Annotated in this window: 24 protein-coding genes and 1 pseudogene; 13 read left to right on the plus strand and 12 right to left on the minus strand. The window is 70.8% G+C overall.

Features of this window, described 5'->3' with window-relative positions; all coding sequences use genetic code 11:
* The first annotated feature begins 64 nt into the window (after positions 1-64).
* The 8 genes and pseudogenes from AB0I83_RS10535 to AB0I83_RS10570 all read left to right on the plus strand — a co-directional run bounded on the left by AB0I83_RS10535 (position 65) and on the right by AB0I83_RS10570 (position 8,185).
* Positions 65-1,111, plus strand: a complete 1,047-nt coding sequence (locus AB0I83_RS10535; RefSeq protein ID WP_363304312.1) for a BMP family ABC transporter substrate-binding protein — start codon at positions 65-67, stop codon at positions 1,109-1,111.
* Between the two features lie 235 nt (positions 1,112-1,346).
* Positions 1,347-2,933 (plus strand): ABC transporter ATP-binding protein, encoded by a 1,587-nt coding sequence (locus tag AB0I83_RS10540; protein ID WP_356536344.1) that lies wholly within the window; start codon positions 1,347-1,349, stop codon positions 2,931-2,933.
* Positions 2,930-4,048, plus strand: a complete 1,119-nt coding sequence (locus tag AB0I83_RS10545; RefSeq protein WP_363304313.1) for an ABC transporter permease — start codon at positions 2,930-2,932, stop codon at positions 4,046-4,048. The genes AB0I83_RS10540 and AB0I83_RS10545 overlap by 4 nt, the downstream gene beginning before the upstream one ends.
* Positions 4,045-5,307, plus strand: coding sequence for an ABC transporter permease (locus tag AB0I83_RS10550; RefSeq protein WP_356536306.1), 1,263 nt, complete (start codon positions 4,045-4,047; stop codon positions 5,305-5,307). Before AB0I83_RS10545 ends, AB0I83_RS10550 begins: the two co-directional genes overlap by 4 nt.
* Complete coding sequence (locus AB0I83_RS10555) at positions 5,304-5,702, plus strand: cytidine deaminase (protein ID WP_363304314.1); 399 nt, start codon at positions 5,304-5,306, stop codon at positions 5,700-5,702. The genes AB0I83_RS10550 and AB0I83_RS10555 overlap by 4 nt, the downstream gene beginning before the upstream one ends.
* A 157-nt stretch (positions 5,703-5,859) precedes the next feature.
* Entirely contained in the window at positions 5,860-7,137 is a 1,278-nt protein-coding gene (locus AB0I83_RS10560) for a thymidine phosphorylase (protein ID WP_363304315.1), read from the plus strand.
* Between the two features lie 98 nt (positions 7,138-7,235).
* Positions 7,236-7,819: pseudogene (locus AB0I83_RS10565) on the plus strand (Uma2 family endonuclease).
* Positions 7,820-7,840: 21 nt separating this feature from the next.
* Positions 7,841-8,185 (plus strand): STAS domain-containing protein, encoded by a 345-nt coding sequence (locus tag AB0I83_RS10570; protein ID WP_363304316.1) that lies wholly within the window; start codon positions 7,841-7,843, stop codon positions 8,183-8,185.
* Between the two features lie 60 nt (positions 8,186-8,245).
* On the opposite strand, the gene AB0I83_RS10575 is transcribed toward AB0I83_RS10570, so the two are convergent.
* From AB0I83_RS10575 to AB0I83_RS10585, 3 genes are all read right to left on the minus strand, one after another.
* Positions 8,246-9,235, minus strand: a complete 990-nt coding sequence (locus AB0I83_RS10575; protein ID WP_363304317.1) for a sigma-70 family RNA polymerase sigma factor — start codon at positions 9,233-9,235, stop codon at positions 8,246-8,248.
* A gap of 96 nt (positions 9,236-9,331) precedes the next feature.
* Positions 9,332-10,048 (minus strand): L,D-transpeptidase family protein, encoded by a 717-nt coding sequence (locus AB0I83_RS10580; protein WP_363304318.1) that lies wholly within the window; start codon positions 10,046-10,048, stop codon positions 9,332-9,334.
* Positions 10,049-10,138: 90 nt separating this feature from the next.
* Positions 10,139-11,446, minus strand: coding sequence for an MFS transporter (locus tag AB0I83_RS10585; RefSeq protein ID WP_363304319.1), 1,308 nt, complete (start codon positions 11,444-11,446; stop codon positions 10,139-10,141).
* A 62-nt stretch (positions 11,447-11,508) separates the two neighbouring features.
* Between AB0I83_RS10585 and AB0I83_RS10590 the strand changes: the two genes are divergently transcribed.
* Positions 11,509-12,462, plus strand: a complete 954-nt coding sequence (locus tag AB0I83_RS10590; protein WP_363304320.1) for a LysR family transcriptional regulator — start codon at positions 11,509-11,511, stop codon at positions 12,460-12,462.
* Between the two features lie 19 nt (positions 12,463-12,481).
* On the opposite strand, the gene AB0I83_RS10595 is transcribed toward AB0I83_RS10590, so the two are convergent.
* Positions 12,482-13,234, minus strand: a complete 753-nt coding sequence (locus tag AB0I83_RS10595) for an alpha/beta fold hydrolase (RefSeq protein ID WP_363304321.1) — start codon at positions 13,232-13,234, stop codon at positions 12,482-12,484.
* Between the two features lie 103 nt (positions 13,235-13,337).
* Between AB0I83_RS10595 and AB0I83_RS10600 the strand changes: the two genes are divergently transcribed.
* Both AB0I83_RS10600 and AB0I83_RS10605 read left to right on the plus strand, forming a co-directional pair.
* The gene (locus AB0I83_RS10600; protein ID WP_356536296.1) at positions 13,338-14,525 is read left to right on the plus strand and encodes an adenosine deaminase; all 1,188 of its coding nucleotides are present in this window, start codon (positions 13,338-13,340) and stop codon (positions 14,523-14,525) included.
* A gap of 134 nt (positions 14,526-14,659) precedes the next feature.
* Positions 14,660-14,962, plus strand: a complete 303-nt coding sequence (locus tag AB0I83_RS10605) for a hypothetical protein (RefSeq protein WP_356536295.1) — start codon at positions 14,660-14,662, stop codon at positions 14,960-14,962.
* A 77-nt stretch (positions 14,963-15,039) separates the two neighbouring features.
* Here the strand turns inward: AB0I83_RS10605 and AB0I83_RS10610 are convergent, their stop codons facing one another.
* The 5 genes from AB0I83_RS10610 to afsQ1 form a co-directional block, all read right to left on the minus strand.
* Entirely contained in the window at positions 15,040-15,243 is a 204-nt protein-coding gene (locus AB0I83_RS10610) for a PspC domain-containing protein (RefSeq protein ID WP_356535293.1), read from the minus strand.
* Positions 15,244-15,335: 92 nt separating this feature from the next.
* Positions 15,336-15,911, minus strand: coding sequence for a VanZ family protein (locus AB0I83_RS10615; RefSeq protein WP_356843986.1), 576 nt, complete (start codon positions 15,909-15,911; stop codon positions 15,336-15,338).
* Between the two features lie 164 nt (positions 15,912-16,075).
* Positions 16,076-16,732, minus strand: a complete 657-nt coding sequence (locus AB0I83_RS10620) for a hypothetical protein (protein WP_363304322.1) — start codon at positions 16,730-16,732, stop codon at positions 16,076-16,078.
* A complete protein-coding gene (locus AB0I83_RS10625; RefSeq protein WP_363304323.1) occupies positions 16,729-18,261 on the minus strand; it encodes a HAMP domain-containing sensor histidine kinase in 1,533 nt (510 codons plus the stop codon). The genes AB0I83_RS10620 and AB0I83_RS10625 overlap by 4 nt, the downstream gene beginning before the upstream one ends.
* Positions 18,258-18,935, minus strand: coding sequence for a two-component system response regulator AfsQ1 (gene afsQ1, locus AB0I83_RS10630; RefSeq protein WP_015578482.1), 678 nt, complete (start codon positions 18,933-18,935; stop codon positions 18,258-18,260). Before afsQ1 ends, AB0I83_RS10625 begins: the two co-directional genes overlap by 4 nt.
* A 193-nt stretch (positions 18,936-19,128) precedes the next feature.
* On the opposite strand from afsQ1, the gene AB0I83_RS10635 reads away from it, so the two are divergent.
* Positions 19,129-19,875 (plus strand): SigE family RNA polymerase sigma factor, encoded by a 747-nt coding sequence (locus AB0I83_RS10635; RefSeq protein ID WP_356535289.1) that lies wholly within the window; start codon positions 19,129-19,131, stop codon positions 19,873-19,875.
* Positions 19,876-20,103: 228 nt separating this feature from the next.
* Here the strand turns inward: AB0I83_RS10635 and AB0I83_RS10640 are convergent, their stop codons facing one another.
* A complete protein-coding gene (locus AB0I83_RS10640) occupies positions 20,104-20,844 on the minus strand; it encodes a uridine kinase (protein ID WP_356535288.1) in 741 nt (246 codons plus the stop codon).
* A 63-nt stretch (positions 20,845-20,907) separates the two neighbouring features.
* Between AB0I83_RS10640 and AB0I83_RS10645 the strand changes: the two genes are divergently transcribed.
* The gene (locus AB0I83_RS10645) at positions 20,908-21,333 is read left to right on the plus strand and encodes a hypothetical protein (RefSeq protein WP_363304324.1); all 426 of its coding nucleotides are present in this window, start codon (positions 20,908-20,910) and stop codon (positions 21,331-21,333) included.
* 58 nt (positions 21,334-21,391) lie between these two features.
* On the opposite strand, the gene AB0I83_RS10650 is transcribed toward AB0I83_RS10645, so the two are convergent.
* Together AB0I83_RS10650 and AB0I83_RS10655 are read right to left on the minus strand one after the other, a co-directional pair.
* Positions 21,392-22,339, minus strand: coding sequence for an aldehyde dehydrogenase family protein (locus tag AB0I83_RS10650; RefSeq protein ID WP_363304325.1), 948 nt, complete (start codon positions 22,337-22,339; stop codon positions 21,392-21,394).
* On the minus strand, positions 22,332-23,768 hold the full coding sequence (locus AB0I83_RS10655; RefSeq protein ID WP_356535285.1) for an aldehyde dehydrogenase family protein: 1,437 nt from the start codon (positions 23,766-23,768) through the stop codon (positions 22,332-22,334). The genes AB0I83_RS10650 and AB0I83_RS10655 overlap by 8 nt, the downstream gene beginning before the upstream one ends.
* Positions 23,769-23,770: the final 2 nt, after the last annotated feature.

Here is a 23,770-nt window from a genome sequence, read left to right on the forward strand (position 1 = left end):
GTTACGATCGCCGCGAAACCAGCGCCGGAAGAGGCGCTTCGGTCAGGTTTGAAGGAGCCTTCCCTTGCGCCGGATCACCAGGATTGCCACCGTGGGCGTCATGTCCGCGGCACTCGCGCTGAGCGTGAGCGCGTGTGGCGACTCGTCGTCGGACAGCGCGTCCGACTCCAAGGACAACAAGACGGCCATCGCGTACGACATCGGCGGCCGCGGCGACCAGTCGTTCAACGACGCCGCCTACGCGGGTCTGGCCAAGGCCGAGAAGGACCTCGGCGTCAAGGGCACCGAGGCCGAGCCCTCCGAGGGTGAGTCGGACGCGGACAAGGTCCAGCGCCTCACCTCGCTGGCCCGTGCCGGCAACAACCCGGTGATCGGTGTCGGCTTCGCCTATGCGCCGGCCATCAAGAAGGTCGCGCCGAAGTTCCCGAAGATCACCTTCGGCATCATCGACGACGCCTCGGTCACCGGCGACAACATCGCCAACATCGTCTTCAACGAGGAGCAGGGCTCCTACCTCGCGGGTGTCGCCGCCGCCAAGGTCACCAAGACCAAGACGGTCGGCTTCATCGGCGGTGTCGAGACCCCGCTGATCAAGAAGTTCCAGGCCGGCTTCGAGCAGGGCGTCAAGGACACCGACGCCACGGTCAAGGTCGTCCCCCAGTACCTGACGCAGCCGCCGAACTTCGACGGCTTCTCCAAGCCCGACCTCGGCAAGGCCGCCGCCCAGGGGCAGCTCGACAAGGGCGCCGACGTGGTCTACTCGGCCGCCGGTCTGGCCGGTTCCGGTGCGATCGAGGCCGTCTCCAAGGCGGGCAAGTGGAACATCGGCGTCGACTCCGACCAGTACAAGCAGGAGGGCCTCGCGGCCTACAAGGAGTCGATCCTGACGTCGGTCACCAAGGACGTCGAGGACTCCGTCTTCAACCTGATCAAGTCCGTCCAGGACGACAAGCCCCAGTCCGGTGAGATCCGCTACGGCCTCGCCAAGGACGGCGTCGGCCTGGCCATGTCCAACCCGGCCTTCACCAAGATGACCGAGGTCATCGCCGCGGTGGACGAGGCGAAGAAGGAAATCATCGACGGCAAGATCACCGTCAAGACGACCCCGTAACGATTCCGGTCGTCACGCCGGTTTCCCGTGGGCCCGGAGCGCGCACCTTCGCTCCGGGCCCGTGGGGTGCTCATCGAAGAAGTTGTGCCCGTCGCAGTGCCCTGCTCGCACAGGCCCCGGACCCGCGTTCGGGCCGTGCCGTGCGCCTACGCTTTACGATTCGGCAGCGCTACGCGTGTAGACAGCCCTCAGGCGCGATAACTTCACCCCGCCCCCTGCCCCTGTGCTCCCGCTCCTGTCCGGCCAAGGAGAGTGCGTCATCAACGCGTCCAGCAGTCCCCCTGCCGTAGAACTGCACGGCATCACCAAGCGCTTCCCCGGCGTCGTGGCCAACCACGACATCGGCATCACCGTACGCAAGGGAACGGTCCACGCCCTCGTAGGTGAGAACGGCGCCGGAAAGTCCACCCTGATGAAGATCCTCTACGGCATGCAGAAGCCGGACGAGGGCACCATCGCGGTGGACGGCGAGCAGGTCTCGTTCGGCAACCCCGGTGACGCCATCGCGCGCGGCATCGGCATGGTCCACCAGCACTTCATGCTCGCCGACAACTTCACCGTCCTGGAGAACGTCGTCCTCGGCGGCGAGAAGCTGCACGGCATCGGGTCCTCCGCGCGCAGGAAGATCAAGGAGATCTCCGACGCGTACGGCCTCGGGGTGAGGCCCGACGCGCTCGTCGAGGACCTCGGGGTCGCCGACCGCCAGCGCGTGGAGATCCTCAAGGTCCTCTACCGCGGCGCCCGCATCCTCATCCTGGACGAGCCGACCGCCGTGCTGGTCCCGCAGGAGGTGGACGCGCTCTTCGCGAACCTCCGCGAGCTCAAGGCCGAGGGCCTCACCGTCATCTTCATCTCGCACAAGCTCGGAGAGGTCCTCTCCGTCGCCGACGAGATCACGGTGATCCGGCGCGGTACGACGGTGGGCACCGCCGACCCCGCGAACACCACGACCAAGCAGCTCGCCGAGCTGATGGTCGGGAGCGAGCTCCCCTCGCCGGAGACCCGCGAGTCCACGGTGACGGACGTCCCGATGCTGCGCGTCGCCGACCTCTCCCTCAGCCTGACCGACCCGGACGGCGTCGTGCGCGACGTCCTGTCCGACGTCGGCTTCACGATCCACAAGGGTGAGGTCCTCGGCATCGCCGGCGTCGAGGGCAACGGCCAGACCGAGCTGATCGAGACGCTCATCGGTATGCGGAGCCCGGACAGCGGCGTCATCACGCTGGACGCCGACGACATCTCCGGCGCTCCCACGCGCAAGAGGCGTGAGCGCGGCATCGGCTACATCCCCGAGGACCGCCACCGGCACGGAGTGCTGCTGGACGCCCCGCTCTGGGAGAACCGCATCCTCGGCCACGTCACCGAGAAGCCCAACAGCAAGGGCTGGCTGCTCGACCCCAGGGCGGCCCGCGCCGACACCGAGCGGATCGTGCGCGAGTACGACGTCCGTACCCCGGGCATCGAGGTCACGGCCGCCTCCCTCTCCGGCGGAAACCAGCAGAAGCTGATCGTCGGCCGCGAGATGAGCCACAGCCCGAAGCTCCTGATCGCCGCCCACCCCACCCGGGGGGTGGACGTCGGCGCCCAGGCGCAGATCTGGGACCAGATCCGCGAGGCGCGTCGTGAAGGCCTCGCCGTCCTACTCATCTCGGCGGACCTGGACGAGCTGATCGGGCTCTCCGACACCCTGCGCGTCATGTACCGCGGACAGCTCGTCGCGGACGCCGACCCCGCCACCATCACACCCGAGGAACTGGGCTCGGCCATGACCGGCGCCGCCGCCGGTCACCTCGACGCAGCACCGGAGGACGAGGCCCGATGAAGAAATTCGACAAGGACCGGCTGATCCTGGGCTTCGCCGGCCCGGCGCTCGCCCTGGTGGTCGCGTTCGCGCTCAGCACCCTGGTGCTGCTCGTCTCGAACCGCGACCCCTTCGAGCTGTACGGCCTCCTGTTCGAGCAGGTGTCGTACAGCGACGTACAGGTCCTGATCATCAACCAGGCAGGTACGTACTACCTCGCCGCGCTCGCGGTCGCGGTCGGTTTCCGGATGAACCTGTTCAACATCGGCGTCGACGGCCAGTACCGTCTCGCGGCGATGGTGGCCGCCCTGGTGGGCGCGAGCGTCAGCCTCCCCGGGCCGTTCCAGATCGCCCTGATCGTGATCGTGGCCATGCTGGTCGGCGCGTTCTGGGCGGGCATCGCGGGCATCCTCAAGACCACCCGCGGGGTGAGTGAGGTCGTCGCGACGATCATGCTCAACTCCATCTCCACCTCGTTGATCGCCTGGCTGATCCTGCCGAAGAACTTCGGCGACCAGGCCACGGGCTCCAACAACCTGACGACGGGCGAGATCCCGGAGGCCGGCTGGTTCCCGGGCGTGTCCCTGAGCCCCGACGCCGGTGAGATCTACGGCTTCACCTTCGTCGCGGCCGGCTGCGGTCTCGTCTACTGGCTCGTCCTGAACCGCACCCGGTTCGGCTTCGACCTCCGTGCCACGGGCGCCAGCGAGAGCGCCGCCCAGGCGTCCGGTGTGGACGCGAAGAAGATGATCCTCACCTCGATGCTGATCTCCGGCGCGATCGCCGGTCTCGTCGGCATGCCGACGCTGCTGGGCGACACCCACACCTACAGCCTCGACTTCCCCGTGGGCCTCGGCTTCACCGGCATCACCATCGCCCTGCTCGGCCGCAACCACCCGGTGGGCATCGCCCTCAGCGCGGTGCTGATCGCGTTCCTGGACAAGGCGTCGTCCCCCCTCGACCAGTTCGGCTTCGAGAAGGAGATCGCCACGATCATGCAGGGCCTGATCGTGATCTCGGTCGTCGTCAGCTACGAGCTCGTCCGGCGTTACGGGACCCGCCGCCAGCAGCAGAAGGTCGGCGAGGAACTCGCAGCCGGCCACGCCCTCACCACCGAGAAGGAGGCGGCCCTGTGAGCACCGAAGTCCGCGCCGCACGCGTCGCCCCCCGAAAGGGCGGCGGCCGACGCAAGCTCTCCCTGCCCGTCGTCCTGCTGATCATCGCCGGTGCGCTCGCCCTCGTCTCGCTGGTCCGGCTGATCAGCGGCGCGAACGACGTGACGTCCGTCGGCCAGGTGAGGGGCGCACTGGAGCTCGCCGTCCCGATCGGCCTGGCCGGCCTCGGCGGTCTGTGGGCCGAGCGCGCGGGTGTCGTCAACATCGGCCTCGAGGGCATGATGATCCTCGGTACCTGGTTCGGAGCCTGGGCCGGTTTCCAGTGGGGCCCGTGGGTGGGCGTCCTGTTCGGCATCATCGGCGGCGCGCTCGGCGGCCTGCTGCACGCCGTCATCACCGTCACCTTCGGCGTGAACCACATCGTCTCCGGTGTGGCCATCAACATCCTCGCCGTCGGGGTCACCCGCTACCTCTCCAACTTCACCTTCGCCGAGGAACCCGGCGGTTCCTCCAAGCAGTCACCGCGGCTGGAGGAGATCGACAAGATCACCGTTCCAGGGCTGTCGGACTGGATGCAGGACCTCCAGCAACACCACTGGTTCTTCGTCTCCGACCTCGCCGGCATCATCGGCGGCCTGGTCACCGGCCTGTCGCTGCTGACCGTCGTCGCCCTGCTGCTCATCCCCGTCACCTGGTTCGTGCTGTGGCGCACGGCCTTCGGTCTGCGGCTCCGCTCCTGCGGCGAGAGCCCGGTGGCGGCCGAGACCCTCGGCGTCAACGTCTACAAGTACAAGTACATCGCCGTGACGATCTCGGGCGGTCTGGCCGGACTCGGCGGTGCCTTCCTGGCCATCGTCGCCACGAGCATCTACCAGGAGGGCCAGACCGGCGGCCGCGGCTACATCGGTCTCGCCGCGATGATCTTCGGTAACTGGATGCCGGGCGGCATGGCTCTGGGCGCCGGCCTCTTCGGCTTCACCGACAGCCTCAAGCTGCGCGGCGGCGCGGAGAACGTCCACGCGATGCTGCTGCTCCTGGCCATCCTGCTGGTGATCGTCGTGTTCTGGCAGCTGTACCGGAAGAAGTACCTGGCCGCGCTCGTCTCGGCGGTCATCTCCGGTCTGCTGTTCGCCTGGTACGGACTGACGGACCAGGTCCCGAGCCAGTTCGTCGACGCCGCCCCGTACGTCACGACGCTGCTGGTGCTCGCCCTGTCCGCGCAGCGGCTGCGCATGCCCAAGGCGGACGGCGTGCCTTACCGCAAGGGCGAGGGCAAGTGACGGCCCCCGCGGACGTCGACTGGCAAGCACTGCGCGAGGCCGCCCGGGACGCCATGTCCAGGGCGTACGCCCCGTACTCGCACTACCCGGTCGGTGCGGCGGCCCTCGTCGACGACGGTCGCGTGATCACCGGGTGCAACGTCGAGAACGCCTCGTACGGCATCGGCCTGTGCGCCGAGTGCGGCCTCGTCTCGCAGCTGGCCGCCACGGGCGGGGGCCGGCTGACCCACTTCAGCTGCGTGGACGGTACGGGCGCGGTGCTCGTGCCGTGCGGGCGCTGCCGCCAGCTGCTGTACGAGTTCGGCGGGCCCGAGCTCGTCCTGGAGACCCCGGACGGTCTGCGTACGCTCGACGAGATGCTGCCGCAGTCGTTCGGCCCGCAGCACCTGGGCTGACGCCCCGCCGCCGCTCCGTTCCCTTCGCCGCCCGTTCCGCGTGGCCCTGCCGGCCCACCGGCCCGCCGGGGGAACGGAGCGGCGGAACGTTCCCTCTCTATGCGCGTAGAGTCAACGGGACTCTCGCCCACCCTCCGGCCGGAAGGACTCCCCTCCCATGGACGCCATCTCCGTCATCCGCACCAAGCGGGACCGCGGCGAGCTCAGCCCCGAGCAGATCGACTGGGTCATCGACGCGTACACCCGCGGCGAGGTCGCCGACGAGCAGATGTCCGCACTGGCCATGGCGATCCTGCTGAACGGCATGAACCGCACGGAGATCGCCCGCTGGACCGCCGCGATGATCGCCTCCGGCGAGCGGATGGACTTCGGCGCGCTCTCCCGCCCCACCACCGACAAGCACTCCACCGGTGGCGTCGGCGACAAGATCACGCTGCCCCTCGCCCCGCTGGTCGCCGCGTGCGGCGCCGCCGTGCCGCAGCTCAGCGGCCGGGGCCTCGGCCACACCGGCGGCACCCTGGACAAGCTGGAGTCCATCCCCGGCTGGCGCGCCCACATCTCCAACGCCGAGATGCTCGACGTCCTCGGCACCACCGGCGCCGTGATCTGCGCGGCGGGCGACGGCCTCGCCCCCGCCGACAAGAAGCTGTACGCGCTGCGCGACGTCACCGGCACCGTCGAGGCGATCCCGCTCATCGCCAGCTCGATCATGTCCAAGAAGATCGCCGAGGGCACCGGCGCGCTCGTCCTGGACGTCAAGGTCGGCTCCGGCGCCTTCATGAAGACGATCGAGGACGCCCGCGAACTGGCCTCCACCATGGTCGCGCTGGGCACCGACAGCGGCGTACGCACCGTCGCGCTGCTCACCGACATGGCGACCCCGCTGGGCCTCACCGCGGGCAACGCCCTGGAGGTACGCGAGTCCGTCGAGGTACTCGCGGGCGGTGGCCCGAAGGACGTGATCGACCTGACCCTGGCGCTCGCCCGCGAGATGCTCGACGCCGCCGGGCTCAAGGACGCCGATCCGGAGAAGGCCCTCGCCGACGGCTCCGCCATGGACGTCTGGCGGCGCATGATCTCCGCCCAGGGCGGCGACCCCGACGCGGAGCTCCCGGTCGCGCGCGAGCAGCACGTCATCACCGCCCCGTCCTCGGGCGTGCTGACCCGGCTGGACGCCTACGACGTCGGCGTCGCCGCCTGGCGCCTCGGCGCGGGCCGAGCCCGCAAGGAGGACCCGGTGCAGGCCGGTGCGGGCGTCGAGCTGCACGCCAAGCCCGGCGACACGGTGACCGAGGGGCAGCCGCTGCTGACCCTCCACACGGACACCCCCGAGAAGTTCGAGTACGCCCTCAAGGCGCTGCCCGGCTCGTACGACATCGCCCCGTCCGGCACGGCCTTCACCGCCACGCCGGTGGTGCGGGAACGTATCGCCTGACCTGCGGCTTTCTCTTTCGGGTGAACGGGACCGGTGGACCACCACCGGTCCCGTTCGGCATGCTGGACCCGGTGACGCACCGATAAGAGGAGACCGCCATGAGCGCACTCACCGTCGATCCCGGGCCGGGCCACGGCCAGGACTGGGACGACCTCGTCCGTATCTGGGAGGACACGGACGCACCCGAGGGCTGCAAGGTGGAGATCATCGAGGGGATCGTCACCGTGTCGCCACCGCCGTCCAAGGACCACAACACCACTGCTGAGCTGCTCCAGCGCAGGCTCTACTCCGTCATCCCGGAGGACTGGGGGATCTACCAGACGCTCGGCGTCTCCGTACCCGGGCGGGCCGGGCTGTACATCCCCGATCTCGTCGTGCTGCCCCGGGCGGTCGCGTCCGGGCCGGGCAATCGCGTACCGGCGGAGGACGTCCGGCTCGTCGTGGAGATCACGTCGCCGGCCAACGCCAACCACGACCGCATCGGCAAGACGCACGGGTACGCGAAGGCGCACTGTTCCTCCTCCTCGACCCGTGGCACACCGGCCGCCCCACCGCCACCCTGTACGGGGAGCCGAGCGACGGCACCTACCGGCTCCTGGAAGCGGTCGAGTACGGCGGGACGCTGACGCTGCCGAAGCCGTTCGGGCTGGATCTGGACACCGGGATGTTCCCGGTCGGCTGAGACACACGGCTTCCCGGGCCGATGAGTTTCGGGCGTCCCACCGGTCTCTGTGCTGTGGATGCCTTGAAACCGAACACCCTCGTCGTCACCGGCCGGGTCACCCGCGCCGATGTGCCGGCGCTCTGCGCCGAGCTGGAGACGCTGTTGACCCGCGCTCCCGGGGTCGCGGTGATCGACTGCGACGTGGGCGGGGTGACGCACTCCGATCTGACCCTGGTCGAGGCGATAGCCCGGCTGGGGCTCGTCGCACGCCGGGCCGGTGGCGTCGAGCTGCGCCTGCTCGACGTCCCGGGCGAACTCGGGGCGTTGCTCGACCTGGTGGGGCTGGCCGACGTCGTGGGCAACGTGCGGGCGGCCCCGGAGTGACCGACGCCCAGTCACCCACCGACCGCAGGGCCCGGCCCGTCACCACCGGCCGGGTGGTCCTCACACCGCGTCCGCGTCCAGGTGGTCGGGGAGCCCGAACAGCGGGAACCAGCGCGGGGTGTCCAGGAAGCAGTGCATCCCGGTGATGGCACCGTCCGAGATGTCGATGACCTGCACGGCCCACGGGACGAATCCCGGCCCGTCCGGATCCGGCTTGTAGTGGGCGAAGGCCGGGGTCCCGTTGGCCTGGGTCGCCACCAGCCGGGAGCCCGCGCAGGCCGCGCCGATGCTGAGCATGAATCCCGTGATGTCGTCGTGCCCCCGCAGCCAGAGGTCGAACGGCGGCATGGTCATCACGGCGTCCTCATGGAGCAGCGCCGTCAGCGCCGCCATGTCGTATCCCTCGAACGCCGCCACGTAGCGGTCCAGCAGCTTGCGCTGCTCCTCGTCCAGGGGGTTCGCCGTGTCCGGTGCGCTGCCCTCCGTGTCCGCGAGCGTCGCACGGGCCCGCTGCAGGGCGCTGTTGACCGAGGCGACCGTGGTGTCGAGGAGTTCCGCGACCTCGCTCGCCCTCCAGGCCAGGACCTCGCGCAGGATGAGCACCGCACGCTGCTTGGGCGGCAGGTGCTGGAGCGCCGCGACGAACGCGAGGCGGACCGACTCACGGGCCACGGCGGCCTCGGCGGGGTCGGCCACCGAGGGCAGGACGCGACCGTCGGGCATCGGCTCCAGCCAGGTGTTCTCGGGCCGGGGGTTCAGCGCCGCCTGGGCGAGGGGGGTGGGGCCGGTCAGATCCACCGGCCTGGCCCGCTTGTTGCCCGCGTTGAGCATGTCAAGGCAGACGTTCGTCGCGATCCGGTACAGCCAGGAGCGCAGGGAGGAACGGCCCTCGAACTTGTCGAAGTTCCGCCAGGCGCGGACCAGCGTGTCCTGGACTGCGTCCTCCGCCTCGAACGCCGAGCCGAGCATCCGGTAGCAGTACCCGGTCAGCTCGACCCGGTGTCCCTCCAGACGGCTGTCGACGTCAGCCGCCGCTGTCAGATCACCCATCGCTCCACCCCTGTTGCGCTGTGACGCCGATCACCCGGCACTGTGGAAGCTACCGCAGGGCACTGACAACGGGGGTGGAAGTGGGCGAACCGCTGCTCAGGTGCCGGGCTTGCGTCCGTACACGTGGACGTCGTCGCCGTTCTTCAGGAGGCTCCAGTACGTCTTCGCGTCCGCCGGCCGCATGTTGACGCAGCCCGCCGATCCCGGGTTGTTGTACATGGACTTGGTGACCGAGTGGAACGCCTGCCCGCCGTCGAAGAACTGGGCGTACGGCATGCTGACGTCGTAGAGCGTCGACCAGTGGTCGATGTTGCGCCAGTAGACCTTCTTCGCGCCGGTCCGGGTCTCGTCCCCGTTGCGCCCCGTCCGCACCGGTACGGGGCCGAACTTCAGCTTGGACCCGTCCTGGATCCAGCTGAGCTGCCTGGTGAGGTCCACGCAGGCTATCCGCCCCTTGTTGGTGGGGCAGTTCTTCGCCGCGTTCGGGTTCTTGCCGGCCGCCTTCTGCGCGGTGATCGTCTTCATCGTGCGCCAGGTGACCGGGCCCGCGTACCCGACCGCCGGGGTGATGCCCTTCGACACCTGGAACGACCTGACGGCCGTGCAGTCCGCCGTGGACTGCCGCCCGTCGACGGGCCGCTTCAGGTACTTCTCGACCTGCTTCTGGTACGGCCCGGCGGGCGAGGTGCAGGACGCCGCCTGCGCGCTCGTCCCGGTGCCCAGGACCAGGGCCGGTGCCGCCACCAGGCCCGCGACCGACAGGACCACCCCGCGCCGCGCCCGTACGCTGTCTGTCTTCTCCATGATTCCCATGTGCGCCTGCTCCCCTTCGCGTTCGTCCGCGGAAAGTGACTCCGCTTGTTGGACGTGCGCCGGGGAGCGGCGGTTGTGCGGTGGAAGGTCTCAGTTCCGCACAGCCGCCACGGTGCCGGCCCGGAGGCGTTCGGTCCTCGCCGCCCGGGTGCCGAACAGGGTGATCGACAGGACACCGAGCACGGCGAGGACGCCCAGGGTGACCGTGCCGGCCCAGCCCCCGGCGTGGAAGGCGACGGCGCCGAGCGTGCCGCCGGCGCTGGAGCCGAGGTAGTACGCGGACTGGTAGAGCGCCGAGGCCTGGGCCCGGCCGGTCGTCGCCGTACGGCTCACCGAGGACGAGGCGACCGCGTGGCCGGCGAAGAATCCGGCCGTGATCAGGACGAGGCCGGCCAGCACCGCCGCCAGCTGGTCGGCGAGCGAGAGCAGCAGGCCCGCCGCCGTCGTGGACACGGCGAGGTAGAGCGCGCCCCGGCGGCCCAGCCGGGCGACCAGCCTGCCCGCGGCGGCCGAGGAGAGCGTGCCGACGAGGTAGACCAGGAAGACCGAACCGACGATGCCCTGCGGAAGGCCGAAGGGCTCGTCGACGAGCCGGTAGCCGATGACGGTGTAGACCGCGCCGAACACCGTCATGAACAGTGCGCCGATCGCGTACAGCCGGCGCAGCAGCGGGTCGGAGAGGTGGCCGGTGACGGTCTTCGCCAGCGCCCTCGGGTTGAGAGAGGCCGGGCTGAAGTGCCGCGCGGCGGGGATCATGAAGTGGAAGACCACCGCGCAGGCCACCGCCAGCAGTCCGATGGCGCCGAGCGCCGCGCGCCAGCCCCAGAGCTGGGCGATCCAGCCGGCCAGGATGCGGCCGCTCATGCCGCCGACGCTGTTGCCCGCCACGAAGAGCCCGATCGCGGCCACCAGGGCCTTGGGCCGCACCTCCTCGGCCAGGTACGCCATCGCGGAGGCGGGGAGCCCCGCCAGCGCGGCGCCCTGCACCGCGCGCAGGGCGATCAGCCAGCCCAGCGACGGTGCGAAGGGCACGAGCAGCCCGATCACCACGGCGACCGCCAGGGAGGCCGTCATCATCTGGCGCCGCCCGAATCGCTCCGAGAGCGCGCTCAGCGGCAGGACGCACAGCGCCAGCGCCCCGGTCGCCGCGGAGACCGTCCAGCTCGCCTGGCCGGCCGTCGCGCCGAAGGACGTCGAGACGGCCGGCAGCAGCGCCTGGGTGGAGTAGAGGAGGGCGAAGGTCGCGATCCCCGCGGCGAAGAGCGCGAAGCTCATCCGGCGGTAGCCCGGACCACCCGGTGCGAGGCGGTCCGGGGCGGTGGGGGAGACGGCGGCGGGAGACGACGGAGCGGCGGCGTCCAGCACGATGGTGGACGCCCCGGTACTGGCAGGAGGCATGGGTCGAACGTAGACCGGCCGGTTTCATGCGTCCAATGCACGAAACCCTCATAATCGTTCCCATGGCGCATCAACACAGCTCAAAGCCTCGGGTGTCACCGAGCAGTTACGAAGAAGACATCCGCGCCGTGCTCGCGCCCCGACTGGCGTACTTCGAGGCGGTGGCCCGGCACGAGCACGTCACACGGGCCGCGCACGAGCTCGGCGTACCGCAGTCCACGCTGTCCCGCGCCATGGTGAGGCTCGAACAGGACCTGGGTGTCGCCCTCTTCGCCCGCCGCGGCCGCACGGTCTCGCTCACCCCCGCGGGCCGCACCTTCCTCGGCTCCGCCGAACGCGCCCTGGCCGAGGTCGAGAAGGCGGCCGACTCGGTGCGCGCCGACGCCGACCCGGCCGCGGGCAGGGTCGCCTTCGGCTTCCTGCACACCATGGGGTCCGAGACGGTGCCCGCCCTGATCCGCGCCTTCCGCGCCGACCACCCCCGGGTCCGCTTCCAGCTCGTACAGAACTACGGCGAGGCGATGATCGACCGGCTCCGGGCCGGCGGGCTCGACCTCTGCCTCACCTCGCCCGTCCCGGACGCCCCGGACCTCGTCGCCCGGCGGCTGGACCAGCAGCGGCTGCGCCTCGTCGTCCCCGACGACCACCGGCTCGCGGGCCGTCGCCGGGTGCGCCTGGCCGAGGCCGCCGACGAAACGTTCGTCACCCTCGAACCCGGGTACGGGCTGCGGCGGATCACGGACGACCTGTGCGGCGAGGCCGGATTCACCCCGCGGATCGCGTTCGAGGGCGAGGAGGCGGAGACCCTGCGCGGTCTGGTCGCGGCCGGGCTCGGTGTCGCACTGCTCCCGCCGCCCGCCGTCGCCAGGCCGGGCGTGGTCGAACTGACCGTCACGGCGCCGCGCGCGGTCCGTGAGATCGGGGTCGCCTGGCTGGACGGCCACCCCGACACGCCGCCCGTGGCCGCCTTCAAACACTTCCTGCTGTCGCGCCGGGGCAGCCTGTTGCCCGACTGATCCGGCGCGGGCCGCGTCCTCAGTGCCTCAGCGACCGCCCGAACCCCGCCGCGAGCGGCATCCGCAGCCCCAGCGGCGGGGGAGCTGCGAAGGCGTCGGCGACCGGCCGGGCGTACGACCGGGCGAACAGCGAACCCCGGATGAAGTCCGAGGCCAGTGCCATCACCTCCGACCGGTGCTGGCGCAGGGCGTGCCCGTCCGAGTGGACCTCGAACCGGCAGGTGTCCCGGTTGGACTTCTTCGCACGCTCGGCCAGCCGGTAGGAGAGCTCCGGATTCGACCGGGCGTCGTTCGTGCCGTGCACGATCAGCACCCGGCGCCCCGCCAGGTGCTTCACCGGCTCGGGGTCGGCCCGCTCCGGGAGCCAGGGGGCCATCGCCAGCACGGAGTTGACGGCGGAGTGCCCCGCGCCGCGCAGGGCGGCCCGGCCCCCCATCCCGTGCCCGACGAGGCAGACGGGGACGTCGCCGTAGAGGCGTACGACCTCGTCGGCCGCCCACTGCGCGTCGGCCGCCGGATCGGCACCCGCGTTCCAGCCGTGGCTTCGGTAGCGCACGACGTGCACCGCGAGCCCGTCCCCGCCGCCCGCTCTGGCCAGCGTCCTGGCCAGTGGCAGCTGCGCCGCGTAGGACAGGGGTGACGGCCGGCGCCGGGAATCGCTCCGGCCGTCGGGGAGCAGCAGGACCACGCCGCTGATCTCGGAAGTTGCTCCGGCCGTGTGGACGGCCCGTCCCAGCCTGGCTGCAGGCAGGGGAAGTGCGCGCTGTGCCATGACAGAACAGTCTCAGAAGGGCAGGTGTACTCCACCTGGCTTCGCGGTCACTGTTACGTATCGGCACTCGGCAATCTACGCGCGTAGGCGCTAGAGTGCCCGAATGACGAGCCAGACCCCGAATGTCCCCGGTCCCGACCAGATCCGCCGCGCGCCGAAGGTGCTGCTCCACGACCACCTCGACGGCGGCCTTCGCCCCGGCACCATCATCGAACTGGCGCGGGCGCAGAGCTCCCAGGGTCTCAAGGGCACGGGAGGCGCCCTCATCGACGCGCTCCCCGAGACCGAGCCCGACAAGCTGGGCATCTGGTTCCGTGAGGCGGCCGACTCCGGTTCGCTGGAGCGCTACCTGGAGACCTTCGCCCACACCTGTGCCGTCATGCAGACCCGTGACGCGCTGTTCCGGGTCGCCGCGGAGTGCGCCGAGGATCTCGCGGAGGACGGTGTCGTCTACGCCGAGGTGCGGTACGCGCCCGAGCAGCACCTCACGGAGGGGCTGACGCTGGAGGAGGTCGTCGAGGCGGTCAACGACGGCTTCCGCGAGGGGGAGCGCAGGGCCCGCGAGAACGGCCACCGCATCCGCGTCGGTGCCCTGCTCACCGCCATGCGGCACGCCGCCCGCGCCCTGGAGATCGCCGAACTCGCCAACCGCTACCGCGACCTCGGGGTCGTCGGCTTCGACATCGCGGGCGCCGAGGCGGGCTTCCCTCCCACCCGGCACCTGGACGCGTTCGAGTACCTGAAGCGCGAGAACAACCACTTCACCATCCACGCGGGCGAGGCCTTCGGGCTGCCGTCCATCTGGCAGGCCCTGCAGTGGTGCGGCGCGGACCGGCTCGGCCACGGTGTGCGCATCATCGACGACATCGAGATCGCCGACGACGGCAGCGTGACCCTCGGCCGCCTCGCCTCCTACGTACGCGACAAGCGCATCCCGCTGGAGCTCTGCCCGACCTCCAACCTGCAGACCGGGGCCGCCGCCTCGTACGCCGAGCACCCCATCGGGCTGCTGCGGAAGCTGCATTTCCGCGCCACCGTGAACACGGACAACAGGCTGATGAGCGGTACGAGCATGAGCCAGGAATTCGAGCGGCTGGTCGATACATTCGGATACACGCTCGACGACATGCAGTGGTTCACAGTCAATGCGATGAAATCAGCGTTCATTCCTTTCGATGAACGTCTGGCGATGATCAACGATGTGGTGAAGCCCGGATACGCGGAGCTCAAGTCGGAGTGGCTCTTCCGTCAGACAGCTGTCACCAGCGCTTCTTCGTCGGTGGCGGGCTGACGCAGCCGAAAGGGGAACGGCCGGGATCATTCGGTCCCGGCCGTTTTCCGTGTTCCGGCATGTTTGCGGAAGCGGTGAGGAGCTGACTACGTTGCAGAGCCGCTCACATCCCCTTCCCCAAGGATGAATCCCATATGAAGAACTCCGCTGTCAGGACCCTCGGTGTCGCCGCTCTCGGCGCCGCTTTCGCCGCAGCCGGCGCGGGCAGTGCGTCCGCCGTCGCCGTGCCCGTCGACGCCGCGGCCGCGGCCCTGCCCGCCGGTGTCGCGCTCGACTCCGTGACCGACGCGCTGCCCGCCGTGCAGAAGGCGGCCGGCGGGCTCCTCGACCACCAGCAGCAGCGCGGCGGCAGCAACGACCTGTCGGCACCCGGTACGAACCTGCTCGGCGGTCTCCCCGCCGGGGGGCTGACCGGTGCCCTGCCGATCGGCGGCTGACCGCCCGCGCACACATGTGGGGCGCACACCCGGACCGGGTGTGCGCCCCACATGTCTTCTCCCCGTGGTCCAGACGGTCACCAGGCCGTCGTGGCCGAGGGCTTCTCCTCCGGAAGCAGAATCCACAGCGCCAGGTAGAGCAGGAACTGCGGGCCGGGGAGCAGGCACGAGACCAGGAAGATCACACGCATCGTCCCTGCGGAGGTGCCGAAGCGCCGTGCCAGCGCCGCGCACACTCCACCGATCATGCGTCCGTCGCGGGGGCGGGCAAGTGCGGCCATGGTGGGCTCCTTCGCGAAGCGTCTCGGGGAGCTGCTCCGTCGCGCTCCCGGTACCTCCATAGTCACCCCGCGAAGGGGTGCAAAGCATCCCTCTACGGGGCGATGCCGACCCCGGTAATCGTCGGGGTCGACCCCTGAGGGGCCTCGCCGCGGAAGGTCCGGGTGCCGTCCCCGATCCGGGACAGGTCCCCGGCGCCCGCCCGGTTGCCCCGGCGCAGCCGCGCCCGGCACAGCGGGACGACCAGCAGATGGGCCAGTGCGACACCGACGGTGTTCAGCAGCAGTGAGTCGACGTCGACGACCTGGCCGGGCACTCCCGTCTGCCCCAGCTCGATGGCCGTCGAGATCAGCGAGCCGGCGGCGACCGTACGGGCCAGGGACGCCCACGGGGAGACCAGCAGCCGGCCCCCGGCCATCGGCAGCAGTACGCCCAGCGGTGCCAGCAGCAGCAGTCCCTCGCCGATGCGGCGCCCCGCCTCGGCCGGGCCCATGGCCAGGTCCGCCTCGATCCCGGCGAACGGCTGAAGATTCGCCGCCGTTACCCAGGGCACGTCCAGCGGGCGCAACGTCAGCCAGCAGACGAACAGGAGATGCGCGACGAGGAGCACTAGCCCCGCAGCGCGGAAGTGGATGACGGCTCGGCCGTCCGAACTGTGACGCACGTACACCGAGACGCCACGACCGGCAGGATCGGTTCCGCCACGTCCGGGGAAGCCTCTGTGACGAGAAGCACGAGAAGCACCAACGGCGGACCCGGCGGACCCGGCGGCGCCGGCAGGGGCAGAGGCGCGGGCGGGGCCACGGTCCGGCGCGGGCGCCGGTCCTCACCGCCTCAGGGGAGCTCGACCGCGCCCAGCGTGGGCACTTCCGCGGGGCGGGTCTTCGTCTCCGACGTGCACAGGTAGCCCCGCGGAGCGTAGTTCCCAGGCCCGCCCAGCAGCACCGAGCCACCCGCCGAGCCGATCCCCTCGCTCTCCGCGAACGAGCACACCACCTGGGCGAGCGCCTCCGCGGGGAGGTCCTCCGGCTGTTCACTGAGGCGCAGCGTGCGCTTCGGGTCGCCCTCGCGCGCATCGGAGGCCCGCAGCCCCAGCGGTACGTCGCTGGAGAAGCCGGCCCGCCGCTCGTCGGCCGACGGCTCGCGCTCCAGCTGGTTCAGCAGAGCCTGGGCGATCAGGAGCCGGTCGGAACGCGACTCGTCGAACTCGGCCGTGCGCTCCACCGTCGCGAGCTGGGAGGCGCAGACCAGATAGATCCGCATCGACACCCCACCGGGCGGCGGCGTGGTCGCCTCCGCCGCCGCTGTGCGGCACGGCATCCGGGACGGCGCGGCCCCTGCGTCGACCGGCACCGAGGTGCTCCGGATCCCGCAGCCCGAGGCCAGCGCCGCGCACGTCCAAGCGGTCGCCAGCGCGGCGGCGGCCCGGCGGCGTACGCCCTTCCGACGCACCCGGCGCGGTGCGCCGTACGCCCGCTCGCTGCGCGTCACTTCGCGCCGCCCTTCTCGTCGCGGTCCGGATCGTCGTGCTCCGGAGTGCCGGTCAGCCCCTCGGCGTCGCGCGGGAGCCGCAGCACGAACACCGCGCCCTCGCCGTCCGGCAGGTTCGAGGCGGCGATGCCACCGCCGTGGATGTGCGCGTTCTCCAGCGCGATGGACAGGCCGAGACCGCTGCCCTCGGAGCGCGGCCTTGACGCGCTCGCCTTGTAGAAGCGGTCGAACACGTGCGGCAGGACGTCCTCGGGGATGCCCGGACCGTGGTCGCGCACCTCGATGACCAGATCGTCCTCGTCGGTCCGCACCGACACCCGCACCGGTGACCCGCCGTGCTTCAGGGCGTTGCCGATCAGGTTCGCCAGGATCACGTCGAGCCGGCGCGGATCGAGCCGCACCATGATGCCGCGCTCCGCGTCCAGGTCGACCGCGTCCAGCCAGGCGCGCGCGTCTATGCAGGCGGTCACCTGGTCGGCGACGTCGACCGTGTCCAGGACGAGCCGGGCCGTACCCGCGTCGAAGCGGGTGACCTCCATGAGGTTCTCGACCAGGTCGTTCAGCCGCCGGGTCTCGCTCACCACCAGGTGCACGGCCGGGGCGATCATCGGGTCGAGGCTGTCCGCCTCGTCCTCCAGCACCTCGGCGACCGCCGTGATCGCCGTCAGCGGGGTGCGCAGCTCGTGCGACATGTCGGCGACGAACCTGCGGCTCGACTCCTCCCGCGCGGTCATGTCGGCGACCTTCTTCTCCAGGGAGCCGGCGGCCTTGTTGAACGTGTGGGAGAGATCGGCGAGTTCGTCCGTACCGGACACCACGAGACGGGTGTCGAGCTTTCCCTCGCCGAGCTTGCGGGCCGCGTCGCCGAGCCGTTGCACCGGTCGCAGTACGGTCGTCGCGGAGGCCTGCGCGAGGAGCGCCGAGCCGACGAGGGCCAGCGCCGTGGCGATACCCAGTGACCAGGCGAGCGAATTGAGGTCGGCGCGCTCCTGGTCCAGCGACTTCAGCATGTAGCCGGCCGGACCACCGCCGATGATCTTCGTCCCGGCCACCAGGTAGGGAGTGCCGCCGATGGTCGTACGCTGCCAGAACAGGTGGTACTCATGCGTGTTGGTCGACGTCAGCGGCTGCTTCTTGTTCACCTGCCTCTGCAGCGAGGCGGGCACGTCGATCTTGGTGAAGGAGTCGGTGTCCGACGATCCGGTGACCGGTTTGCCGTCACTCGTGCCGACCAGCAGCACGTGGTAGCCGGGGCCGCTGCTCGCCATCTGCTCGGCGGCGTCCCGTAGATCCTCCGACGGGGGCTCCAGCGGCAGCGACGCCGCCCGGTTCTGCATCTGCCGGCGGAAGTCGCCGAGCGCGGAGTCCTGGGTGCGGGTCAGCACCGCCTCACGGTTGAGCCAGTACGCGATGCCGGAGGCGGACACCGCGGCCGTCAGAGCCACCAGCGCGAACACGACGAGCAGCCGCAGCCGCAGGCTGGTCCAGCGAAGACCCGCGAGTACGGAACGTTTCGCGGAATCGCTCACTGAGGCGAGTCCAGCCGGTACCCGACCCCGCGCACGGTGCGGATCAGGGTCGGCGACGACGGAACGTCCTCCACCTTCGCCCGCAGCCGCTGCACACAGGCGTCCACCAGCCGCGAGTCGCCGAGATAGTCGTGCTCCCACACCAGGCGCAGCAACTGCTGCCTGGACAAGGCCTGTCCGGGCCTGCGGCTCAGTTCGAGCAGGAGACGCAGCTCGGTCGGCGTGAGCTGCAGGTCCTCCCCGTTCTTCGTGACGGTCATCGCCGAACGGTCGATGACCACGCTCCCGAAGGTCGCCGAGTCGGTCGACTCCCTCTCCCCGCGCCGCAGGACCGCGCGGATACGGGCGTCGAGCACCCGGCCCTGCACGGGTTTCACCACGTAGTCGTCCGCGCCGGACTCGAGTCCCACCACGACGTCGATGTCGTCGCTGCGCGCGGTCAGCAGAATGATCGGCAGCTGGTCGGTGCGCCGGATACGCCGGCACACCTCGAAACCGTCGATCCCGGGCAGCATCACGTCCAGCACGACCAGGTCGGGCCGCTGCTCCCGGAGCAGCTCAAGGCCGTCCTCTCCCGTCGCCGCGGTGGCCACACGGTGGCCCTGGCGAGACAGCGAGAGTTCGAGGGCCGTGCGGATGGCGTCGTCGTCCTCGATCAGCAACAGGAAAGGCACGAGGGCCATTCTGGCCCATGGTGCTGCCACGTTTCGACAATCCCCCCGACCTGATCCTCGCCGAGGTCGGCCGACGCGCCCTGCGACAGCCCCTGTGACAGCCCTGTGACAGTCGGGGGACAGCGCCATGAAACTGCCCCGGCAAGCTCAATGGCACACGGGGCGAACGGACTCCACCGATGGGGGGCGCCACATGAACGCACTGCACAGCACCACCTCAAGCGCAGTTGCCACACGCCTCCACGACGTCGGGAGGAGCCCGGAGAAGTCCGGCGCCGGAGCACGGGGGTGTACTCGTGGCGCCGGGCGTCAGCACTCGTCGCACCTGACGATGGTTGACGCGACCACGGGGGGCAACGGGGGAAACGCGTACGGGGAGGTCACGGGGGAGCGGAGGATCCCGGCACAGGCCGATGACGCCGAAACGGCGTTCACGGCCTACGTCCAGGAGCGCCGCGCCTCCCTGTACGCCACCGCCTACCACCTGACCGGCGACCGGTTCGAGGCCGAGGACCTGCTGCAGAGCGCCCTCTTCTCGACGTACCGGGCGTGGGACAGGATCAGCGACAAGGCGGCCGTCGGCGGATACCTCCGCCGCACCATGACCAACCTGCACATCAGCGCATGGCGCAGGCGCAAGCTGAACGAGTACCCGACCGAGGAGCTGCCGGAGACGGTGGGCGACACGGACGCGATGCGGGGCACGGAACTGCGGGCGGTGCTCTGGCAGGCGCTCGCGCGACTGCCCGAACTCCAGCGCACGATGCTGGTCCTCCGCTACTACGAGGGCCGCACGGACCCGGAGATCGCGTCCATCCTCGACATCAGTGTCGGCACGGTGAAGTCGAGCATCTGGCGGTCGCTCCGCCGGCTGCGTGAGGACGAGGTCCTCAGCTTCGGCCGTGACGAGGAGGAGTCCTTCGGCGAGCTGGTGGCCTGAGGCTGAGGGGGACACGGGGAAAACGGGGGGACACGGGGGAAAACGCCGCCACTTCGGGGGAAGCGGCGGTACGGGGGTGGTACGCAGCGGGGGCGGACGGGCCGGGGGGTCTTGTCCGCCCCCGCCGCGTTGCCGTACGACGAGGACGAAGGCCGACGCGTCCCGCCACGACGACGGCCCCGGTACCCCGCAGAGGGCCGTTCGCGCGTTCTCCCAAGGGGTCGGGCGCTACCGAACCCCGAGGTCCCGGGCGGCCGACACGTCCTGGCCCCGCTGCCGGCTCCGAGGCGCGCGGCAGCGCCCCGCCGCGGCGGCCGCGAGCCGGCCCAGCGCCTCCTGCCTGGCGCAGGGGTACGCGCCCATGGCGGTCTGCCGGGCCACTATCCGGCGCTCGGCCCGCATCAGCCGCCACCCGCGCCGCAGCAGGAAGGGCACCGACTTCCGGCCCTCCCGCAGGTCACGCAGCAGCCGCCGCCGGAACGTCGTGGACGGCCGCCCGCGCAGGCACAGCGCGTCGGCGAGCAGGCCGAGTTCCTGGCAGCGCTCCACGATGTCGGCGGCGAAGATCCCCTCGGCGACGAACAGGGGCGTGCGTTCGATGTCGAGGATCTCGTGGCCGACCCGCGCGCTCGTGGAGATGTCGTACACCGGGACGTCCGTACGCCCGGTGCGGCACAGTTCGGCCACTGCCTCGACGGCGCCGTCCGCGTCCCAGGACAGGGCGGAGTCCCAGTCGATGTCCGCACTGCCGGTGACCCGGGGCAGTGTCGGATCGTTTCCCTCCTTGTAGAAGTCGTCCAGGCGCAGCACCGGGAGACCGCTGCGGGCCGCGAGGGAGGACTTGCCGGAGCCGGACGGACCGGCGAGCAGTACGACGCGCGTGGGGATCGGTTGGGAACTCACAGAACAGAAGTGTGAGGCATTGACCCGCGCAGGGGATCCCCGGGAGGTCCTGTTGGTATCGAGCATCACACCTCAACTACTCTGCGCGCACGGATGATTACCCGACACGTCCTGATCAGGTGGGAAAAAATGGCACGTCATGCACTGTCCAAGCCCCGGAAACGCGCTCTGCTGCGTGCCGGTCTGACCCTCACCGCGCTGGGCGCGGCCCTCGGCGCGGGAGGTGCGGCGGCCCAGGCCGCGCCGCTGCCCGCCCCGCCCGCCACCGGCGCCGACACCGCGGACAGCACCCTGGGGGCGCTCGGTGAGGCGGCGTCGCCGGCGCTGACCAGCGCGCTCGGCTACGGGCTCGCCGGCGCGGTCAAGCCCGTCACCGACCTCCAGCTCGACCCGCTGGCCGGGACGGGCGTGGACCCGCTGGACAACGCGGTGGGCACCCAGATCGCCGACTTCAAGCCGGTGACCACCGCCATCGTGACCGACCCGCTGACCAGCGGTGCCGCGCTCGGCGATCTCCCCGTCGTCGGCGAGGTGACCGGCCTGGTCACCGGCTGATCCGCCGTACGCGCGCGTGTGGGGCCGCCCGGAAGGCGGCCCCACGGCGTGTCTGACGTCAGTAGGAGGAGCCGGAGGCCCCCAGGGCACCCGTCGGGTGCCAGACGGTCTTGGTCTCGAGGAAGGCCGTCAGCCGGTGGGTGCCGGGATCGGCCGACCAGTCCGCGCCGCCCACAGCCTGTGGACGGTCATCGCCCTGCGCCCCCTTCCCGGGGCGCCGCTGGGCGACGGGCAGACGGAAGACGCGCTTCAGGTTGTCCGCCGCCGCGATCTCCAGTTCCTTCGCCAGGCCGGCGTCGGCGCCCGTGAGGTCGATGGCGTTGACGTCCTGGTGGGACGCCAGCGGGGCCGCGAGTTCCGCGGTCCTCCCGGACAGGATGTTCACCACACCGCCGGGCAGGTCCGAGGTCGCGAGGACCTCGCCCAGCGAGAGCGCGGGCAGCGGCGCGTCCGCCGAGGCGACCACGACCGCGGTGTTGCCCGTGGCGATCACCGGGGCGACCACCGACACCAGGCCCAGAAACGACGACTCCTGCGGGGCCAGTACCGCGACGACACCCGTCGGCTCAGGGGTGGACAGGTTGAAGAACGGGCCCGCGACCGGGTTCGCCCCGCCCACGACCTGGCCGATCTTGTCCGTCCAGCCCGCGTACCAGACCCAGCGGTCCACCGCCGCGTCGACGGCGGCCGCGGCCCTGGACTTCGACAGTCCCTCCGCTTCCGCCACCTCCCGGACGAACTGGTCCCGGCGACCCTCCAGCATCTCGGCGACGCGGTAGAGGATCTGGCCGCGGTTGTACGCCGTCGCGCCCGACCAGCCGCCGAACGCCTTGCGCGCGGCCACCACCGCGTCACGGGCGTCCTTGCGGGAGGACTGGGGGGCGTTCGCCAGCCACTTGCCCTTGGAGTCCGTCACCTCGTACACCCGGCCGCTCTCGGAGCGGGGGAACTTGCCCCCGACGTACAGCTTGTAGGTCTTGAAGACGCTCAGTCGCCCGTCAGACATCGAGGTAGGCCTCCAGACCATGACGGCCGCCCTCGCGGCCGAAGCCCGACTCCTTGTATCCGCCGAACGGCGAGGTCGGGTCGAACTTGTTGAACGTGTTGGCCCACACGACACCCGCGCGGAGCTTGCCGGCCACCGCGAGGATGCGGGAGCCCTTCTCCGTCCAGATGCCCGCGGACAGGCCGTACTGGCTGTTGTTGGCCTTGGCGACTGCCTCGTCCGGCGTACGGAAGGTCAGCACCGACAGCACCGGGCCGAAGATCTCGTCGCGGGCGACCGTGTGCGCCTGGGTGACACCGGTGAAGAGGGTCGGTGCGAACCAGTACCCGGCGGACGGCAGCTCGCACGGTGCGGACCACCGCTCGGCGCCCTCCGCCTCGCCGGTCTCGACGAGCGCGCTGATCCGGGCGAGCTGCTCCGCGGAGTTGATCGCGCCGATGTCGGTGTTCTTGTCCAGCGGATCGCCGAGCCGGAGCGTCGACAGCCGGCGCTTGAGCGCGTGCAGCACCTCGTCGTGCACGGACTCCTGCACGAGGAGCCGCGAGCCCGCGCAGCAGACCTGGCCCTGGTTGAAGAAGATGCCGGTGACGATGCCCTCGACGGCCTGGTCGACGGGGGCGTCGTCGAAGACGATGTTGGCGCCCTTGCCGCCCAGTTCGAGCGTGGCCTTCTTGTCGGTGCCGGCGATCTGCCGGGCGATGGCCTTGCCGACCGCGGTGGATCCGGTGAAGGCGACCTTGTTCACGTCGGGGTGCGACACCAGGGCCTCGCCGGCGTCGCCGTACCCCGTGAGGATGTTAACGACGCCCTTCGGCAGGCCCGCCTGGCGGCAGATGTCGGCGAAGAACAGCGCGGACAGCGGTGTCGTCTCCGCCGGCTTCAGCACCACGGTGTTGCCGGTGGCGAGCGCCGGGGCGATCTTCCAGGCCAGCATCAGCAGCGGGAAGTTCCACGGGATGATCTGGCCGGCCACCCCGAGCGGGCGCGGGTCCGCCCCGTACCCCGCGTGGTCCAGCTTGTCGGCCCAGCCCGCGTAGTAGAAGAAGTGCGCGGCGACCAGGGGAAGGTCCGCGTCGCGGGTCTCCCTGATCGGCTTGCCGTTGTCCAGGGTCTCCAGGACGGCCAGCTCGCGCGAGCGCTCCTGGATGATCCGGGCGATCCGGAAGAGGTACTTGGCGCGCTCGGAACCGGGCAGCGCCGACCACTTCTCGAAGGCCTTGCGGGCCGCCTTCACGGCCCGGTCCACGTCCTCGGCGCCCGCGCGGGCGACCTCGGAGAGCACCTCCTCCGTGGACGGGCTGACCGTCTTGAAGACCTTGCCGTCGGCGGCCTCGGTGAACTCGCCGTCGATGAACAGGCCGTACGAGGGGGCGATGTCGACGACGGAGCGGGACTCCGGAGCCGGTGCGTAGTCGAATGCGGATGCCATGG

The organism is Streptomyces sp. NPDC049970 (assembly GCF_040660235.1).
In the GTDB taxonomy this organism is placed as follows: Bacteria; Actinomycetota; Actinomycetes; order Streptomycetales; family Streptomycetaceae; genus Streptomyces.

Bases quoted from the DNA above. Each gene is read 5' to 3' on its own strand.
- AB0I83_RS10545 (WP_363304313.1), top strand. From the start codon at position 2,930: ATGAAGAAATTCGACAAGGACCGGCTGATCCTGGGCTTCGCCGGCCCG.
- AB0I83_RS10560 (WP_363304315.1), top strand. From the start codon at position 5,860: ATGGACGCCATCTCCGTCATCCGCACCAAGCGGGACCGCGGCGAGCTC.
- AB0I83_RS10570 (WP_363304316.1), top strand. From the start codon at position 7,841: ATGAGTTTCGGGCGTCCCACCGGTCTCTGTGCTGTGGATGCCTTGAAA.
- AB0I83_RS10575 (WP_363304317.1), bottom strand. From the start codon at position 9,235: ATGGGTGATCTGACAGCGGCGGCTGACGTCGACAGCCGTCTGGAGGGA.
- AB0I83_RS10580 (WP_363304318.1), bottom strand. From the start codon at position 10,048: ATGGGAATCATGGAGAAGACAGACAGCGTACGGGCGCGGCGCGGGGTG.
- AB0I83_RS10585 (WP_363304319.1), bottom strand. From the start codon at position 11,446: ATGCCTCCTGCCAGTACCGGGGCGTCCACCATCGTGCTGGACGCCGCC.
- AB0I83_RS10590 (WP_363304320.1), top strand. From the start codon at position 11,509: ATGGCGCATCAACACAGCTCAAAGCCTCGGGTGTCACCGAGCAGTTAC.
- AB0I83_RS10595 (WP_363304321.1), bottom strand. From the start codon at position 13,234: ATGGCACAGCGCGCACTTCCCCTGCCTGCAGCCAGGCTGGGACGGGCC.
- AB0I83_RS10600 (WP_356536296.1), top strand. From the start codon at position 13,338: ATGACGAGCCAGACCCCGAATGTCCCCGGTCCCGACCAGATCCGCCGC.
- AB0I83_RS10605 (WP_356536295.1), top strand. From the start codon at position 14,660: ATGAAGAACTCCGCTGTCAGGACCCTCGGTGTCGCCGCTCTCGGCGCC.
- AB0I83_RS10610 (WP_356535293.1), bottom strand. From the start codon at position 15,243: ATGGCCGCACTTGCCCGCCCCCGCGACGGACGCATGATCGGTGGAGTG.
- AB0I83_RS10635 (WP_356535289.1), top strand. From the start codon at position 19,129: ATGAACGCACTGCACAGCACCACCTCAAGCGCAGTTGCCACACGCCTC.
- AB0I83_RS10640 (WP_356535288.1), bottom strand. From the start codon at position 20,844: ATGCTCGATACCAACAGGACCTCCCGGGGATCCCCTGCGCGGGTCAAT.
- AB0I83_RS10645 (WP_363304324.1), top strand. From the start codon at position 20,908: ATGGCACGTCATGCACTGTCCAAGCCCCGGAAACGCGCTCTGCTGCGT.
- AB0I83_RS10650 (WP_363304325.1), bottom strand. From the start codon at position 22,339: ATGTCTGACGGGCGACTGAGCGTCTTCAAGACCTACAAGCTGTACGTC.
- AB0I83_RS10655 (WP_356535285.1), bottom strand. From the start codon at position 23,768: ATGGCATCCGCATTCGACTACGCACCGGCTCCGGAGTCCCGCTCCGTC.